The organism is Micromonospora sp. NPDC048842 (assembly GCF_040649935.1).
In the GTDB taxonomy this organism is placed as follows: domain Bacteria; phylum Actinomycetota; class Actinomycetes; order Mycobacteriales; family Micromonosporaceae; genus Micromonospora; species Micromonospora hortensis.
On sequence record NZ_JBEZGK010000018.1, the window covers coordinates 76,080 to 92,188 of the forward strand.

The 16,109-nt window shown below is 72.0% G+C and carries 16 protein-coding genes; 12 read left to right on the forward strand and 4 right to left on the reverse strand.

Going from position 1 to position 16,109, the window contains the following annotated elements; all coding sequences use genetic code 11:
- Positions 1–32: 32 nt before the first annotated feature.
- From AB0C19_RS23560 to AB0C19_RS23575, 4 genes are all read left to right on the forward strand, one after another.
- The gene (locus AB0C19_RS23560; RefSeq protein ID WP_357188656.1) at positions 33–863 is read left to right on the forward strand and encodes a manganese catalase family protein; all 831 of its coding nucleotides are present in this window, start codon (positions 33–35) and stop codon (positions 861–863) included.
- Between the two features lie 76 nt (positions 864–939).
- Positions 940–3,270: an endopeptidase La gene (gene lon / locus AB0C19_RS23565; RefSeq protein ID WP_357188658.1), complete on the forward strand. Its 2,331-nt coding sequence runs from the start codon at positions 940–942 to the stop codon at positions 3,268–3,270.
- Between the two features lie 130 nt (positions 3,271–3,400).
- A complete protein-coding gene (locus tag AB0C19_RS23570) occupies positions 3,401–3,805 on the forward strand; it encodes a DoxX family protein (RefSeq protein ID WP_357188660.1) in 405 nt (134 codons plus the stop codon).
- Positions 3,806–3,968: 163 nt separating this feature from the next.
- Positions 3,969–5,093 (forward strand): right-handed parallel beta-helix repeat-containing protein, encoded by a 1,125-nt coding sequence (locus AB0C19_RS23575; RefSeq protein WP_357188662.1) that lies wholly within the window; start codon positions 3,969–3,971, stop codon positions 5,091–5,093.
- A 95-nt stretch (positions 5,094–5,188) separates the two neighbouring features.
- On the opposite strand, the gene AB0C19_RS23580 is transcribed toward AB0C19_RS23575, so the two are convergent.
- Both AB0C19_RS23580 and AB0C19_RS23585 read right to left on the reverse strand, forming a co-directional pair.
- Positions 5,189–6,922 (reverse strand): DEAD/DEAH box helicase, encoded by a 1,734-nt coding sequence (locus tag AB0C19_RS23580; protein WP_210784874.1) that lies wholly within the window; start codon positions 6,920–6,922, stop codon positions 5,189–5,191.
- 105 nt (positions 6,923–7,027) lie between these two features.
- Positions 7,028–7,942: a hypothetical protein gene (locus tag AB0C19_RS23585; RefSeq protein WP_357188664.1), complete on the reverse strand. Its 915-nt coding sequence runs from the start codon at positions 7,940–7,942 to the stop codon at positions 7,028–7,030.
- Between the two features lie 132 nt (positions 7,943–8,074).
- On the opposite strand from AB0C19_RS23585, the gene AB0C19_RS23590 reads away from it, so the two are divergent.
- From AB0C19_RS23590 to AB0C19_RS23600, 3 genes are read left to right on the forward strand one after another with little or no spacing between them, the layout of a single operon-like run.
- The gene (locus AB0C19_RS23590; RefSeq protein ID WP_357188666.1) at positions 8,075–9,229 is read left to right on the forward strand and encodes a histidine kinase; all 1,155 of its coding nucleotides are present in this window, start codon (positions 8,075–8,077) and stop codon (positions 9,227–9,229) included.
- Positions 9,226–9,831: a response regulator transcription factor gene (locus AB0C19_RS23595; protein ID WP_357188668.1), complete on the forward strand. Its 606-nt coding sequence runs from the start codon at positions 9,226–9,228 to the stop codon at positions 9,829–9,831. Before AB0C19_RS23590 ends, AB0C19_RS23595 begins: the two co-directional genes overlap by 4 nt.
- A 49-nt stretch (positions 9,832–9,880) precedes the next feature.
- Positions 9,881–10,399, forward strand: coding sequence for a 2'-5' RNA ligase family protein (locus AB0C19_RS23600; protein ID WP_357188670.1), 519 nt, complete (start codon positions 9,881–9,883; stop codon positions 10,397–10,399).
- Positions 10,400–10,423: 24 nt separating this feature from the next.
- Here AB0C19_RS23600 and AB0C19_RS23605 read toward each other — a convergent pair whose 3' ends face one another.
- Both AB0C19_RS23605 and AB0C19_RS23610 read right to left on the reverse strand, forming a co-directional pair.
- Positions 10,424–11,122 (reverse strand): hypothetical protein, encoded by a 699-nt coding sequence (locus AB0C19_RS23605; protein WP_357188672.1) that lies wholly within the window; start codon positions 11,120–11,122, stop codon positions 10,424–10,426.
- A gap of 111 nt (positions 11,123–11,233) precedes the next feature.
- A complete protein-coding gene (locus AB0C19_RS23610) occupies positions 11,234–12,058 on the reverse strand; it encodes a helix-turn-helix transcriptional regulator (RefSeq protein WP_357188674.1) in 825 nt (274 codons plus the stop codon).
- Positions 12,059–12,329: 271 nt separating this feature from the next.
- On the opposite strand from AB0C19_RS23610, the gene AB0C19_RS23615 reads away from it, so the two are divergent.
- From AB0C19_RS23615 to AB0C19_RS23635, 5 genes are all read left to right on the forward strand, one after another.
- Positions 12,330–13,064 carry an SDR family oxidoreductase gene (locus tag AB0C19_RS23615; protein WP_357188676.1) on the forward strand — a complete coding sequence of 245 codons (735 nt, stop codon included), beginning with the start codon at positions 12,330–12,332 and terminating at the stop codon, positions 13,062–13,064.
- Between the two features lie 24 nt (positions 13,065–13,088).
- Positions 13,089–13,391 (forward strand): hypothetical protein, encoded by a 303-nt coding sequence (locus AB0C19_RS23620; protein ID WP_210786284.1) that lies wholly within the window; start codon positions 13,089–13,091, stop codon positions 13,389–13,391.
- A 72-nt stretch (positions 13,392–13,463) separates the two neighbouring features.
- Positions 13,464–14,207, forward strand: coding sequence for a winged helix-turn-helix domain-containing protein (locus tag AB0C19_RS23625; protein ID WP_357188679.1), 744 nt, complete (start codon positions 13,464–13,466; stop codon positions 14,205–14,207).
- A gap of 148 nt (positions 14,208–14,355) precedes the next feature.
- Entirely contained in the window at positions 14,356–15,303 is a 948-nt protein-coding gene (locus AB0C19_RS23630) for a cytochrome P450 (RefSeq protein WP_357188681.1), read from the forward strand.
- On the forward strand, positions 15,300–16,103 hold the full coding sequence (locus AB0C19_RS23635; protein WP_357188683.1) for an isocitrate lyase/phosphoenolpyruvate mutase family protein: 804 nt from the start codon (positions 15,300–15,302) through the stop codon (positions 16,101–16,103). Before AB0C19_RS23630 ends, AB0C19_RS23635 begins: the two co-directional genes overlap by 4 nt.
- Positions 16,104–16,109 lie beyond the last annotated feature (6 nt).

The window sequence follows — 16,109 nt, forward strand, 5'->3', positions numbered from 1 at the left end:
TCGCTACCTGTTTCCGGTACCGAGGAGGTCGGATGTTCAGCCACGTCAAGGATCTGCAGTTCGAGGCCAGGCCGGACGGCCCGGATGCGGCGTTCGCCCGCCGCCTGCAGGAGGTGCTGGGCGGTAAGTGGGGCGAGATGACCGTCGCCAACCAGTATCTCTTCCAGGGTTGGAACTGCCGACTGCCCGGCAAGTACAAGGACCTGCTGCTCGACGTCGGCACGGAGGAGATGGGCCACGTCGAGATGATCGTCACGATGATCACCCGGCTGTTGGACAGCGCGCCGCTGTCGCTGGGCGAGGGGATCGCGGAGGATCCGGGAGGTGCCGCGACCTACGCCGGTGAGAACCCGGCGCACTTCATCCACGCCGGGGGTGGGGCCCTGCCCACCGACTCCAACGGGGTGCCGTGGAGCGGCGCGTTCATCACCGCCAGCGGCAACCTGTTGGCCGATTTCCAGCTCAACGTCACCGCCGAGGCGCAGGGTCGGCTCCAGGTCGCCCGGCTGTTCCACATGACCGACGACCCGGGCGTCAAGCAGATGCTGCGCTTCCTGCTGGCCCGCGACACCATGCACCAGAACATGTGGCTGGCGGCGATCGAGCAGCTCAGGGAGGACGGGCTGGAGGAGATGCCGGTGCCGGAGGCGTTCCCGGACTCGGGTGAGTTCACAGCGGAGTACGGCTACACCTACCTGGGCTTCTCCTCGGGCACCGACGCCGCCCAGGGGCGCTGGGCGTCCGGGCCCTCGCCGGACGGCAAGGGTGAGTTCCGGTACGACCACAACCCGCTGGCGAACGCGCCGGAACCGGTGCTGCCCCCGGGTGACCCTCGCCTGTACGGCACCAGCCCAGTGGTCTAGGTCACAGGCCGGAACAAGGGGAACGCTTTGTTACTTGAGTGAGACACGCTCAACTCAACGCGATGGCAGGTGTTCGATGGCAACTCTTCCGGTACTTCCCCTGACCGACGCCGTGCTGCTGCCCGGGATGGTCATCCCGGTGACCCTCGACCCCACCACCCAGGCCGCGATCGACGCGGCGCGTGCGACCGGCGACCGCAAGCTGCTGGCCGTTCCGCGCATCGACGGCGAGTACGGCCCGGTGGGCGTGGTCGCCACCATCGAGAAGGTCGGCCGGCTGCCCGAGGGCGAGCCCGCCGCCGTCATCCGTGGCCTGTCCCGGGCCCGGATCGGCTCCGGCGTGCCGGGCCCCGGCGCTGCCCTCTGGGTCGAGGCGACCGAACTCGACGAACCCGCCTACGCCGGTCGGGCCCGGGAACTCGCCCGCGAGTACCGCGCCCTGGTGACCTCAGTGCTCCAGCAGCGGGGCGCCTGGCAGGTCATCGACGCGGTGGAGCGGATGACCGACCTCTCCGAACTGGCCGACTCGGCCGGTTACGCGCCCTGGCTGACGCTGGAGCAGAAGACCGAGCTGCTCGCCGCGCCGGACGTCACCGCCCGGCTGGAGCTGTTGGTCGGCTGGGTGAAGGACTACCTGGCCGAGCAGGAGGTCACCGAGCAGATCAACAGTGACGTCCGCGAGGGGCTGGAGAAGTCCCAGCGCGAGTTCCTGCTGCGCCAGCAGCTCGCCGCGATCCGCAAGGAGCTGGGCGAGGACGAGCCGGACGGCTCTGCCGACTACCGGTCCCGCGTCGAGTCCGCCGAACTGCCGGAAAAGGTACGCGAGGCGGCCATGCGCGAGGTCGGCAAGCTGGAGCGGGCCAGCGACGCCTCCCCGGAGGCGGGTTGGATCCGTACCTGGCTGGACACCGTGCTCGAGATGCCGTGGGGCACGCGTACCGAGGACAACACCGACCTCGCCGCGGCCCGGGCGGTGCTCGACGCCGATCATGCCGGCCTGGCCGACGTCAAGGACCGCATCCTGGAGTACCTGGCGGTGCGCAACCGGCGAGCCGAGCGCAACCTCGGCGTGGTCGGCGGTCGCGGCTCCGGCGCGGTGCTCGCCCTCGCCGGTCCTCCCGGAGTGGGTAAGACCAGCCTCGGCGAGTCCGTGGCGCGGGCGCTCGGACGCAACTTCGTCCGGGTCTCGCTCGGCGGCGTCCGCGACGAGGCGGAGATCCGCGGGCACCGGCGCACCTACGTGGGGGCGCTGCCCGGTCGGATCGTCCGCGCGCTGCGTGAGGCAGGTTCGATGAACCCGGTCGTGCTCCTCGACGAGGTGGACAAGTTGGCCGCCGGCTACGCCGGTGACCCGGCCGCCGCCCTGCTGGAGGTGCTCGACCCGGCCCAGAACCACACCTTCCGGGATCACTACCTGGAGGTCGACCTCGACCTGTCCGATGTGCTCTTCCTGGCCACCGCCAACGTGGTGGAGTCCATCCCCGGCCCCCTGCTGGACCGGATGGAGCTGGTCACCCTTGACGGGTACACCGAGGACGAGAAGGTCGCCATCGCCCGCGACCACCTGCTGCCCCGGCAGCGGGAGCGGGCCGGGCTGACCGTTGACGAGGTCAGCGTCGCCGACGAGGCTCTCGCGCTGATCGCGGGGGAGTACACCCGGGAGGCCGGCGTCCGGCAGCTCGAGCGGGCCCTGGCCAAGATCCTGCGCAAGGTGGCGGTGACGCTGGCGACGGACCCGACGCCGGCACGCGTGGGCACCGACAACCTCACCGGATACCTGGGTCGGCCGAAGTTCACACCGGAATCGGCCGAGCGCACCGCCGTGCCCGGCGTGGCCACCGGTCTGGCCGTCACGGGTGCCGGCGGGGACGTGCTCTTCATCGAGGCGACAAGCATGGAGGGCGAGCCGGGGCTGACCCTGACCGGCCAGCTCGGCGACGTGATGAAGGAGTCGGCGCAGATCGCGCTCTCCTACCTGCGCTCCAACGGGCGGCGGTTCGGCATCGACCCGAACGCTCTCGCGGGACGCCGGATCCACGTCCACTTCCCGGCGGGCGCGGTGCCCAAGGACGGTCCGAGCGCCGGCATCACAATGGTCACGGCCCTGGCGTCGTTGGTCACCGGTCGCCCGGTCCGCCCCGAGTTCGGGATGACCGGTGAGGTGACGCTCTCCGGTCGGGTGCTGCCGATCGGTGGGGTGAAGCAGAAGCTGCTCGCCGCGCACCGGGCCGGCCTCACCGAGGTGATCATCCCGGCGCGCAACGAGCCCGACCTGGACGACCTGCCGACCGAGGTGCGCGAGGCGCTGACAGTGCACACCCTGGCCGACGTGGCCGACGTGCTCGCCCTGGCGTTGCGCCCGGCCGACGTGAAGACGCTGGATGGTCCGGCGCTCTTCGCGGTCTGACGCTCCGACCAATTGGGCCCCCGCCGTCTTCCGACGGCGGGGGCCCTTTCGGTACGCGGGGGAGGTCTACTGTCTCGTCTGCACCGTCAACCACCTCTCCGCCGCGAGGCGGCCCCCTGGAGGAACCCCCGTGAACGTGGTGCTCTGGATCATTCAGATCCTGCTCGCCGCCGTCTTCACCGGCGTCGGGCTGGCCAAGCTGAGCCAGCCCAAGGAGAAGTTGCGCGACGTGATGCGGTGGGTGGACCCGGTCCCGCCGTCGCAGGTCAAGTCGCTCGGCGCGGTCGAGCTGCTGGCCGCCGCCGGGCTCGTGCTGCCCGCCGCCAGCGGCATCGCCACAGTGCTCACCCCGCTCGCCGCCGTCGGGCTGGTCATCGTCATGATCGGCGGCATCCTGGTGCACCTGCGCGCCCGCGAGCAGCAGGCCACCCAGGAGGGGCGTCGCACCGAGATCCAGGGCGCTGTCGCCTGCGCTGCGCTGCTCGTCCTCGCCGCCGTGGTGGCCTGGGGCCGTTTCGGCCCGTACGCCCTCTGATCCGCGTCGGCCTGCGCGCGACAATGCACAGTAGAGTCTGCCCGCCGCTCGAGGTGGCACTCAACGGGGGAGAGGCATGGAACCGATCGTGAGCGCACCTGGTGCGGTACCGCCGGCAGTGCCACAACGGTCAGATCCACCGGGCCGACGGCTGGGACGACGAGTGCTCTTCGCCGGCGGCGCGGGCGCCGCGGTCGCGACGACGGTGGCCACCCTGGCCGGTGCCGAACAGGCGGGATCGCCGCCGGTCACGACCGTGCGGGAGGCCCCGCTCAGCCTTCGGGACCCCCGGGTCGGCTGCCGGCTCGACGGCAGTGACGAGTCGGACAAGGTCACCACCGCGCTGAACCTGCTGCCGGCCGATGGCGGGGAGATCTTCCAACCGGTGGGCGCACTCGGTCTCGGATCGGAGGTCCGCTTTCCGACGAACGTGACCTGGACCGGCGAGAACATCGGGGCGGCGATCATCCAGCCGGCCCCGGGCTACACCGGTCGTCTGGTCTCGAGCGGCAAGTACAACCAGATCTCCAACGTGCACTTCTACGGCATGCGGACCTCCGACGTGCTGTTGACCGTCCGTGGCCCCCGATCGACCTTCCACCACCTGCACTTCGGCAACTCGGGCAGCCACGCCATCGAGTTCCTCGGCAAGGACGCGGACACCAGCGCCCACGCCAACAAGATCACCGATATCAACATCGAGGACTGCCTCGGCGTGGGCATCCTCGTGAACAAGGTCGCGTACGACAACGAGTTCCTCAACGTCTGGGTCGGTGAGTGCCAGACCGGGATACGGCTGCTGGACAGCGCCTGCTTCTTCGACAACCTGCATGTCTGGGGTTGCCGGGGCAACGGCGTGGAGCTGCGCGAACCCGCCCATCGAAACATCTTCCAGAACGTCTACCTGGAGTCGAACGGCACGAGTGGCACCGGCAGCGGCGCCGATCTGCGGCAGGTCTGGGGGACCCAGTTCATCGGCGGCCGGCTGTGGCGCAACGCCACCAACGGCATCGAGGTCTCCTCATCCGGACGTACCCGGATCATGGGGCTCGACATCCACGACAACGGCGCGAAGGGGATCCTCGGCCGTGACGCCGACATGTGCCAGGTGATCGGCAACCAGTTCTACGACGACGCGACGCCCCGCCGCCAGGAGCGACCGATCGTGACTGTCGGCACCAGCAACAACTGGATCGTCACCAACAACGTGATGCGGGCGTTCGACCACCGGTCCGGTGGCGCGTCGCTGGCCGGGGCCAACAACGTGGTCAACGGAAACATCGGCTAGCACCGGTGGGGCGGCGGGTGCTCACGTTTCTCCCGCCGCCTCGCCGGCCCGTGTCGTCGGCGACCGTCGTGCTCCGGCGGTCGCCGACGGCGTGCTCAGCGTTCGTCGCCGCCGCGGTCGCGGCGCACTGTGGCCTTGCGGCCCTTGATCGTGCTGGAGCGCAACCCGGAGATCACCTCGTCGGCCACCCCCTGCGGCACCTCCACCAGTGAGAACCGGTCGGCGATCTCGATCGAGCCGATGTCCCGGCCGCGGATGCCGGTCTCCCCGGTGATCGCGCCGACCAGATCCTGCGGGCGCACCCCGGCGCGTCGACCCAGGCCGACGAAGACCTGGACGGTGTTGCCTCCGCCGGAGCGTGGCCGGCCCCCACCCCGCCGGTCGCCGCCACGGCCGCCGGCCTCCGGCCGACCCTCGCGCGGCCCACGGACCGGAACCTGCGGGATCTCCTCCTCGTCGTCGGAGCCCGGCGACGTCACCTCGTGGGCCAGCTTCACGGCGGCGAGGGCGACCTCCATCAGGTCGAACTCGTCGGTCAGCGTCTCCACGATCACCCGGAACGGGTCGAGGTCGTCCTCGAGGAGGCTCTCCCGCAGGGCCGCCTGGGTCAGCTCCAGCCGCCGGGTACGCATGTCGGCGACGGTGGGGATCTTGTCGATGGTGATCCGCTGGCCGGTCACCCGCTCGATGGTCTTGAGCATCCGGTGCTCACGCGGCTCGGCGAGAGTGATCGCCACGCCCTCGCGGCCAGCCCGACCCACCCGACCGATCCGGTGCACGTACGACTCCGGGGCGGACGGCACGTCGTAGTTGACGACGTGGGTCAACTGCTCGACGTCCAGCCCACGGGCCGCCACGTCGGTGGCCACCAGCAGGTCGGCGGTGCCCGCCCGCAGCCGGCCCATGACCCGGTCGCGCTGCTCCTGGCTCATGCCACCGTGCAGCGCCTCGGAGCGGTAGCCCCGACCGTTCATCGTCTCGGTCAACCGGTCGACCTCTTCCCGGCTGCGGCAGAACACGATCGCCGCGGTCGGGGACTCCACGTCCAACACCCGACCCAGCGCGGCCGGCTTGTGCGCCCGGGTCACGATGTACGCGCTCTGCCGCACCCGGGGCGCCTCACCAGCTACCTGCTGCTCCCGGCCGATCTCGATCCGTACCGGTTCGCGCAGGTGCTGGCGGGCCATCCCGTCGATGCGCGACGGCATGGTGGCCGAGAAGAGCACCGTCTGACGCTGCGCCGGAGCGTGCTCCAGGATCGCCTCGATGTCCTCGGCGAAGCCCATGTCGAGCATCTCGTCGGCCTCGTCGAGCACCACCGTGGCCAACCCACCCAGGCGCAGGGTGCCCCGGGCGATGTGGTCGAGGGCCCGGCCCGGTGTGGCCACCACCACGTCGACACCGCTGTCCAGTGCCCGCAGCTGCCGCCCGATCGGCTGCCCACCGTAGATCGGCAGCACCCGCGCGCCCAGGTCCTTGCCGTAGCGGTGGAACGCCTCCGACACCTGCACCGCCAGCTCCCGGGTCGGCACCAGCACCAGCGCCACCGGGTCGCCGCCCTGGCGGTGTGCCGTCATGAGGTTCAGCAGCGGCAGCGCGAACGCGGCCGTCTTGCCGGTGCCGGTGGCTGCCTGACCCAGCAGGTCCCGACCCTCCAGCAGCGGTGGGATAGCCTCCCGCTGGATGGGGGTCGGCTCCTCGTACCCGAGGGCGGCGAGCGCGCCCAGCAGCTCGGCGCGGAGCCCGAGCTCGGTGAAGGCGCTCACCTCGTCGGTGCCGTCGGGGGTGGCGTCGATCGGTGCGTCGTGCTGTGCAGGTGCGGAACTCATGTGCCAAGCCTTTCATCACGCCGTCCGGGCCGTTGCGGCGACCGCCACAAGAGCTGTCTCCGGGCTCGTGCTGCGGCCGTTCCAAGATCCAGGTGGCGGCCTCGGTCAGGCGTCGGTGGTCAGGATGGCCAGCACCATCACCGCGGCGAGGGCCACGTCGAGCACCACGCAGAACTCGGCGTAGCCGCGCGGCACCACCCGGCGGTTGCGGTGGTGCACCACGTCCCAGCCGGCGTGCGCCAACCACCCGAACGCCACAAGCCAGTCGGCGGTCCGTCCGCCGGCCAGCACCGCGACCAGCGTCAGGGCGACCCAGACGGCCAGACCGGCGAGTTGGGTGGCGAACACGCCCCGCCCGCCCAGCGTGCGGCGGGCAATGCCGATCACCAGGTAGCCGCCGGGCAGCACCAGCATCGTCCACGGGCTGAGCACACCCGGGTCGACCCACATGTCCACGGTCAGCAGCAGCGCCAACCCGGCCGGCCAGCGGTGGGCGAGCGCCACCACGACCCGGTTTCGGCGTACCGGCGCCGACGCCTCGTGTCGGTGCCGGAGAGCCACCAGCACCATCGCGGGGATCATCAGTAGGTGACCGCCGAGCATCAGCGCGTCGGCACCGATCAGGCCGGCCCAAAACGGCACGAGCAGCAGCAGGAACGGGACGTACATCGCAGCGGCCATCTCGCCGACCGCGTGCCAGCGGTGCGCCCGGTAGCGCATCGCCACAGTCATCCCGACGGTCATGTTCGTGGCCATCACCAGCGCGGCGATCTCCGGCCGGGCCAGCGCGTCGCCGACGCCCAGAGCGGCGCCGGCCAGCGCCCACAACGGTCCGAGCAGCAGCATCCCGGCGATCATCGCCACTGCCATCTCGCCCAGGTGCCACAGCAGCCGCCGCCTGCTGCTGGCCGGTGTCGCAGTGGCCGGCATCGGGGCCGAGGGGGTCGGCTCGTCGGTGGGCACTGGCGCGGGCGACGGTACGGCGGTCAGGCTGTCCGCGTACATCCGGGTGTTTTCCATGCCCCGACCCTGCCGGTGCCACCGGTGTGGCCGGCAGACCCGATCGTCACGGGAAAACCGTGCGGACCGCACGGCCCGACCGTGACAGTTCGCACGGGTGGAGGGTGCGCCGGGCGGTCCTAGGATCGGTGCGTGGCGAGCGAGGCGGTGACTCCCCGGGCGGACCGCCGGCTGCGCCGTGTCCGGTGGGTGACGCTGGCGTCGCTGGCCACCGGCGTCTGGGCGAGCGTCCTGCTACCGGCGGTCGGCCTGACCCGCGAGCCCGACCCGGGCCGGGTGACACTCGGCGCGGTCGGCATCCTCGCCTTCGTGATCGCCCAGACCGTCGTCCTGTACGCGGCCGTGACGCCGTGGCTCGACCCGCGCTGGCGGCGTCGGGCCGAGCTGAGCCTGGTCGGGGTGGCGGTGCTGACCGTCCCGCTGGTGGGTCCGGTGGCGGCCGGCAGCTGGCCGACCTGGGCCTGGCTCGGTGCGGCGCTGATCGGCATGACGCCGCTGCTGGTGCGGTGGCGGGCCGCGCTGACGGTCGCGGCCGGCGTCCTGGCGGTGGCGGTCGCGGTGGCCTGGTGGACCGGCGGTTCCGTTCCGCGCCACCTCGCCGTGACCGGTGGGATCGGCGCGGCGGTGGCCGCCGTCAACGGGCTCCAGGTCTGGTTCTGGGACCTGCTCGTGGAGGCCCGGCAGGGCCAGGCCGCCCAGGCCCGGCTGGCCGCCGCCGAGGAGCGGCTGCGCTTCGCCCGCGACGTGCACGACGTCCTGGGGCACAGCCTCACGGTGATCGCGTTGAAGGCCGAACTCGCCGCCCGGCTCGCCCCGGTCGACCCGGAACGGGCTGGGCGGGAAGCCGCCGAGGTGCAACGGTTGGCCGCCTCCGCGCTGAGCGAGGTACGGGAGACCGTGCACGGTTATCGGGCCGTCGACCTCGACGAACAACTCACCGCGGTGGTGGGGGTGCTGCGCTCCTGTGGGGTGCGGTGCACGGTTCTGCCGCTGCCGGCGGACCTGCCGCAGCCCGCCGCCATCGAGCTGGCGGCGGTGCTGCGCGAGGCGAGCACCAACGTGCTGCGGCACAGCCGGGCCGACTGGTGCCGGATCCGCATCGACAGGGAGGACGACGTGGCCAGGATGACGGTGGCCAACGACGGCGCCGACGACCGCAGCCCGGACGCGCACAGTCACGGCCTGCGCGGGCTGGCCGACCGGCTCGCCGCTGCCGGGGGCGAGTTGCGGGTACGCCGGGAGGACGCGATCTTCACCCTCGAAGCCACAGTGCCGGCGCCGTCGTGATCCGCGTCCTGCTCGCCGACGACGAGGACCTGATCCGGGTGGCCGTCGCCGCGCTGCTCGCCCTGGAACCGGACATCGAGGTGGTGGCACACGCCGCCGACGGGAAGACGGCCGTCACCGCGGCGCTGGCGAACCGCCCGGACGTGGCAGTGGTGGACCTGGAGATGCCCGGCCTGGACGGCATCGCGGTAGCCGCCGAGCTGACCCGGGTCCGGCCCGACTGCGCGGTGGTCGTGCTGACCGGGCACGGTCGCCCCGGGCACCTGCGCCAGGCGCTGACCGCCGGCGTCCGAGGGTTCCTGCCCAAGGGCTCGCCGGGTGGGGCACTCGCCGACGTGATCCGCCGGGTGCACGGCGGAGGGCGCTACGTCGACCCGTCGCTGGCCGCCGACGCGTTGACTCTGCCCCCGTGCCCGCTGACCCCTCGGGAACTGGAGACGCTGCGGCTGGTGGAGGTCGGTGCCCCGGTCGCGGTGATCGCCCGTCGGGTGCACCTGTCCACCGGAACCGTGCGCAACCACCTCTCCGCCGCCGTGCAGAAGCTCGGCGCCGCCGACCGGGCCGAGGCCGTCCGCACCGCCCGGGACAACGGCTGGCTCTGACTTCGGTTGGCGACCGCCGAGCAGGAGGGTCGCCGGCTAGCGTAGGCGCGTGCGTACGGTGGAACTCGTCTGCTCGCCCGGCCTGGAGGTCGCGGTCCGGGCGGTCTGGGGCCGGCTGGCCGCCGCCGGGTTGCCCAGCCTGGCCCGCAACATCCACCCGACCAACCGACCGCACCTCACCCTCGCCGCCGTCGACGAGTTCCCGCCGGGGGTCGAGCACCGCCTCGCCGAGCTGTTCGACGCCGCGCTGCCGGTGCCGGTGACGCTCGACCGGGTCGTCGTCCTCGACGGCAGCGCCCCACTGGTCTGGCTCGTCCGACCCACTCCGGCGTTGACCGCGCTGCACGCCGCCGTCTGGGACGTTCTCGCCGAGGCCGACGGACACCGCCCGTGGCATGCGCCAGGCGCGTGGGTGCCGCACCTGAGCCTGGCCCTGCGGTTCCGCAACGCGGACCCGCGGTTGGCTCGTGCCGTCGCCGGTGGCCAGCGCCCGACCGGCGACTTCGACGCCGCGCGCAGCTACGACGGCACGGACCGCTCGGTGACCCCGCTGACCGGTCGCGGCTGACGTCGTCACGCGCCGTCCGGAGCCTCAGTTGCTGCCGCCACCGCCACCGCCATCGCCGCCACCGCCATCGCCCCCGCCGCTGAACTCACCACCACCGCCGCCACCCGCACCGCCGGCGTAGCCGTGACGTCCGTCGAGGAAGGGCAGGTCGCCGCGTATTCCGGGTGGCTTGGGCCGCTTGCCCGGCCCCGCGAGATGTTGCAGGCAGACCCGGCCGCTAACCGGGAAGCATTCGCCACGGCCTCCGCAGTCGGCCAGGTAGCGGTTGCCATCCTGGATGTCCAACTCCTGGTCCACCCGGAACAGCAGCGGAAGGCCGGTCGGGCCGCATCCCTCGTCCCGGCGGCCGTAGCTCAGCGTGGCGAGCAGAAGAGGCCCGCGATCGGCGGTGGTCGTGTCGCCGCTTGTCGCAGCCGTCGGTCGGTGGTGCGGAGAGCGCCCGAACGCGGCGTCGCAGAAGGTGGCGTAGTCCCGCGCATGCAGGGTCAACTGCTGCCACAGATCGTTGACGACCACCGACGGCATCGACAGTTTCGCGTTGGGCTGGCGGGCGATGATCCGGAACCACTGCCGGGTCGCGGTCTCGACGAGTGAGATGTCCTCGTCGCTGAGGTGGGGATACCGATTTCGTAGATGTTGACGTCCGCTGGCAGGAAACCGCAGGTCGGACACGGCGCGGAGTCGGCGAGGGGCGCTGTCGCTTCTGAACTTCGTCCAGATCATCCGGTTACTTCTATCCGCCCGGCGGTGCGGGCGCTAAGGCCCCGACTTGCCGAAGTGGCGTCGCGGCCCCTTCAGAGTAGGGACAGTAGGCAAGCACCTCACCGACGCCTGTCAGGCAGGGCCGTACGTGGTGGCCAGTGCGGCGAGGGCCTCGGCGCTGCGGCTGCCCGGCTCCGGCATGCCGACCAGGAGCTGCTGTCCGGGCGCATCACGGACGTCGAACGTCTGGTAGGTCAACTCGATCCGTCCGGCGGCCGGGTGTTGCACCACCTTGAACATCCTCGTCAGACCGCGCGCGCTCTGGTTCGCCCAGAGGGTCCGGAACTCTGGCGAGCCCCGCCCCATGTCGGCCACCAGCGACTGGATCTCCGGGTCGTCCGGAAAGAGGCCGGCATTGAGCCGCAGAGCGTGTACGACGCTCTCGGTAAGAGTCGGCCAGTCCGGAAAGACGGTGCGCGCCTGCGGATGTTGGAACAGCACCCGGACCATGTTGACCGTGCCCACGAAGGGTGACAGCAGCGCCGCCGCCACATTGTTCGTAGCCAGCACGTCGAACGCGGGGTTGAGCACGTAGGCGGCGGAGGTGGGGAACGCGTCCAACAGCCGCAGCAACTCGGGGTGAACCGAATCTCGAAAGCTCGTCGGACCCAGGCTGGGGTTCAGCCCGGCGAGCCGGAAGAGGTGGCCGCGCGCATCCAGGTCGAGGCGCAGGGCCCGTCCGATCGCGTCGAGCACCTGCGCCGAAGGGTTGCGCTCCCGGCCCTGTTCGAGGCGGGCGTAGTAGTCGACGCTCACGCCGGCGAGCACCGCGATCTCCTCACGGCGCAACCCGGACACCCGGCGGTCGCCGCCCCCGCGCAGTCCAACGTCCCTGGGATCGACACGGGCACGCTGGGCTCGGAGGTAGTCGCCGAGCCCGTTGCTGGTGGCGACCATGTCCACCAGCCTAAAGCTCCGGTCCCCGCCCTCGACGGCCGCTACCGCGACGGCGGGCATCGCCGGCGGCGGTTCGCCAGCGGAACCGGACAGCGACGTCGGAACCGCGCTGGGTCGGTGTGATGGCCGGAGCGGACGGGGCCGAGCAGGTCCATGGTGTTCCTGGGTGCGGTGCACCTAGGAAAGGCCGCCCTTCCCGGCTCCCGGCCGCCGCAGGATGGTTGGACACGCACTGCCTCGACGCAGGCGCCAACCGAGACCAGGAGCAGCAGTGACCAGCCCGTACTCAAAGATCATTCTCATCACCGGCGCGAGCAGCGGCATCGGTGCGGCGACCGCCCGCAGGTTGGCCGCCGACGGCCACCACGTCGTGCTTGGCGCCCGACGGGTCGATCGGCTCGCCGCGCTCGTCGATGAACTGCGCCGTGACGGCGGCATGGCCGACTACCAGGAACTCGACGTGACCAGCAGGAACAGCGTGCTCGGCTTCGTCGAGGGGGTGCATGACCGGCACGGGCGCATCGACGTTTTGATCAACAACGCCGGGGTGATGGCCCTGTCCACGCTCGACTCCCTGCGGACTGACGAGTGGGACCAGATGATTGACGTGAACCTACGCGGCACGCTGCACGGCGTCGCGGCGGCCCTGCCGCTCATGCGGGCCCGCGGCAAGGGCCACATCATCAACATCGGTTCCTCCGCCGCCTACCGTGTCGACCCGACGGCATCGGTGTACTGCGCCACCAAGTACGCCATCCGGGCGCTCACCGAAGGCCTGCGTCAGGAGAGCCGGGACGTCCGGGTAACCCTGGTCAGCCCGGGTTACACCCACTCCGAACTCACCCAGCGCGGCGGTGACCCGCAGATCCAGGCTGCCGCTCGGGCAGCGACCGAGGAACTCGGCATGCCAGCCTCGGCGGTGGCCGACGCCATCGCCCACGCAATCGCGCAGCCCGACACCGTCGACGTCAACGAGATCATCGTGCGGTCCACCGCGCAAGGCTGAACACGCACGAGGAGGAGAACGATCATGAGTGAAGCGCTCGAGATGACGACATTCCGGCTCGTCCCCGGCCTCACCGGCGCCGATTTCGTCAAGTCCAACAAAGACATCGACGACTACCTACGACGCCAGCCCGGCTTCCGCTGGCGTCGCATTACCGCGACCGATGATGGCACGATCACCGACATCGTCGCCTGGGACTCGGTGGCGGACGGCCGGCGAAGCGCGTCAGGGATCATGACCGAAATGGCCGACTCGCCGGTGCACGCGACCATCGACCACGCCACCGTCGACTTCCGGATCGTCCCGGTGTTGCACGAGGTCACCTGATCGTGGCGGCCGTCGGCTCGAGCCAGGCACCCGCACCGCTGATGCGTCGCTATCGCCGGGCATGATGAGGCGATGACCGCAAGTGCCGAGGGGCGGGGGATGGCCGAGCTGGCGGCCCTGCTGGCCGACGGCACCCGCGCCGGAATGTGTCTGGCGCTGCTCGACGGGCGGGCGTGGACCGCCGGTGAGCTGGCCCGTCTTGCCGGGGTCGCCCCGTCGACGGCCAGCGACCACCTCACCCGACTCGTCCGCGGTGGGTTGCTCGTCGAGGAACGGCAGGGCCGCCACCGCTACCTGCGGCTGGCCGGGCCGTCGGTGGCCCAGCTGATCGAGGACCTGGCCGGGCACGCCCCGGCCACGCCTACACCGACCGGGTCGCTGCGCGCGGCGACCGCCACCGCCTCCCTGGCGTACGCCCGGACCTGCTACGACCACCTCGCCGGGCGGCTGAGTGTGCTGATGTACGACGCCCTGCTCAGCGAACGTCGACTCGACCGGTCCAGCGGCTTGGCGCTCACACCCGACGGCTGGGCCTGGGCGGCCGGGGTGGGCGTACCGGTGGACGGGCTGCGCGCCGCCCGCCGCCCGGTGGTCCGCGACTGCCTGGACTGGACCGAACGCCGCCCGCACCTGGCCGGCGCGCTCGGCGCGGCGCTCTGCCGCCGGTTCACCGACCTTGGCTGGATCAGCCAGGGCGCCGGCCGCGCCGTCCGTCTCACTCCCACCGGCCGCCCCGCCCTGGCCGCGGCTCTGTCCATCCCCGAACACACCCTCGACCCGCCGGCAGCCCCGCCGCCCACGAGCGGCCGCGCCTGACGGGTGACCGCGGCGGGATCGTTCGGCGTGGGGCGAACGGTTCGCGCCCTAGGGTCGGGCGGTGACTGACAACTGGCCACACATTGCGCCCGCCCCGGGAACACCGGCGTGTGGGCCGCCCTCGTTCGAACCGGGACGCGGTTGGTGGGTGACCCGGCACGCCGACGTGCGGGCGGCGCTGACCGACATTGCGTTCCAGGTGCCGGCCGTCGATCCCGGTCCGCTGGGCACCCTCGCCTGGCTGCGCGCCACTGTCAGCCGGTTCAGCCCACCACGACTGCACGCCGACCGTCGGGCGGTCGCGGTGAGCGCCCTGGCCCCGCTGAACCCGGACGACCTTCAACACGACGCGGCGCGGCTGACCCGGGCCGTGCTCGACCGCGCCGGCGACCACGTCGACGTGATGGGGGAACTGGCCCGGTCGGTGCCGCTGCAGGCGTTGGCCGACCGCCTCGGATTCGCCTCGCCGGCAGCCGCCGGGACGGCGGTCGCTGTCGTCGCGGCGGCGTACCACCCGGGGGTGGACCCGGCGTTGACCGCGCGGGCCGACCGGGCGGTGACGGCCCTGCTGGCGCTCTTGCCGCAGGGTCCGCCGGAGGTACTGGCGAACCTGGTCGGTCTGCTGGTCCAGGCGTGCGACGCGACAGCCGGCCTGATCGGTGCCGCCGCCCATCACCTTCTGCCCCCGGCGGTCCCGCGAGCGGCGGCCACGGTGCCGACCGCCGACCTGCTGGCCGAGGTGCTGCGCCTCGACCCGCCGGTCCGGGCCACCCGACGGGTCACCATCGACGAGGTACGGGTGGGCGGGCGGGATCTGCCGGCGGGCAGTCCGGTGCTGCTGCGCTTCGACGCGGCCAACCGTGACCCGCAGGCGTTCACCGAACCCGCGACGTTCCAGCCCGGTCGGCCCGGTGCCGGGCTGTTGACCTTCGGGACGGGGGAGCGGGGTTGCCCCGGCGACCGGCACGCCCTGGCGCTGGCCAGCGGGGTGCTCGACGTGCTGCGGGAACGGTGCCGGCGCAGCCCGACCCCGGTGCGCCACGAACCGCACCCGACCCTGCGGGTGCCGACAAGTCTGGAGGTGAGCGTCCGATGATCGAACGTTGTGCCGCGTTCCACGCCCTGCACCGCGCCGGCCACCCACTGCTGTTGCCCAACGCGTGGGACCACGCCTCGGCGGCGGCGCTCGCCGCGCGTGGACATCAGGCCATCGGCACCACCAGCCTCGGGGTCGCCGCGACCGCTGGCCTTCCCGACGGCGTCGCAGCCACCGCGGGGGAGACCCTCGCCCTGGCCCGCCGGCTGGCCCGGCTGCCGGTGCTGCTCAGCGTGGACGTGGAGTCCGGGTTCAGCGACGACCCGGTCGAGGTCGCCGAGTACGTGGCGGAGTTGGCCGGGCTCGGCGTGGTGGGGATCAACCTGGAGGACGGGCGTGCCGATGGCAGCCTCGCCGACACCGAGGTCGCCGCTGCCAAGATCGTGGCAGTGAAGGCGGCGGTGCCGGAACTGTTCGTCAACGCCCGCACCGACACCTGGTGGCTCGGGGTGGACGACCCGCTGCCGCAGACCCTCGCCCGTGCTCGTGCCTACCGGGCGGCCGGTGCCGACGGGATCTTCGTGCCCGGGACTGTCGACCTGGAAACCCTGCGCGTCCTCACCGCGCGGATCGACGCTCCGGTGAACGCGCTGTACCAGCCGGGCGGCCCAGGGTTGGCCGAGTTGGGCGCGGCCGGGGTGGCCCGGGTCAGCACCGGCTCGCTGCTGTTCAGGGCCGCGCTGGGCGCAGCGCTCACCGCAGCCGAAGCCGTCCGCGACGGCGGGTCCACCACTGCGGTGGGACTGCCGTCGTACGCCGAGGTGCAGGCCCTGGTGCCGACGGACGGCGACTGCCGGTGACTGCCG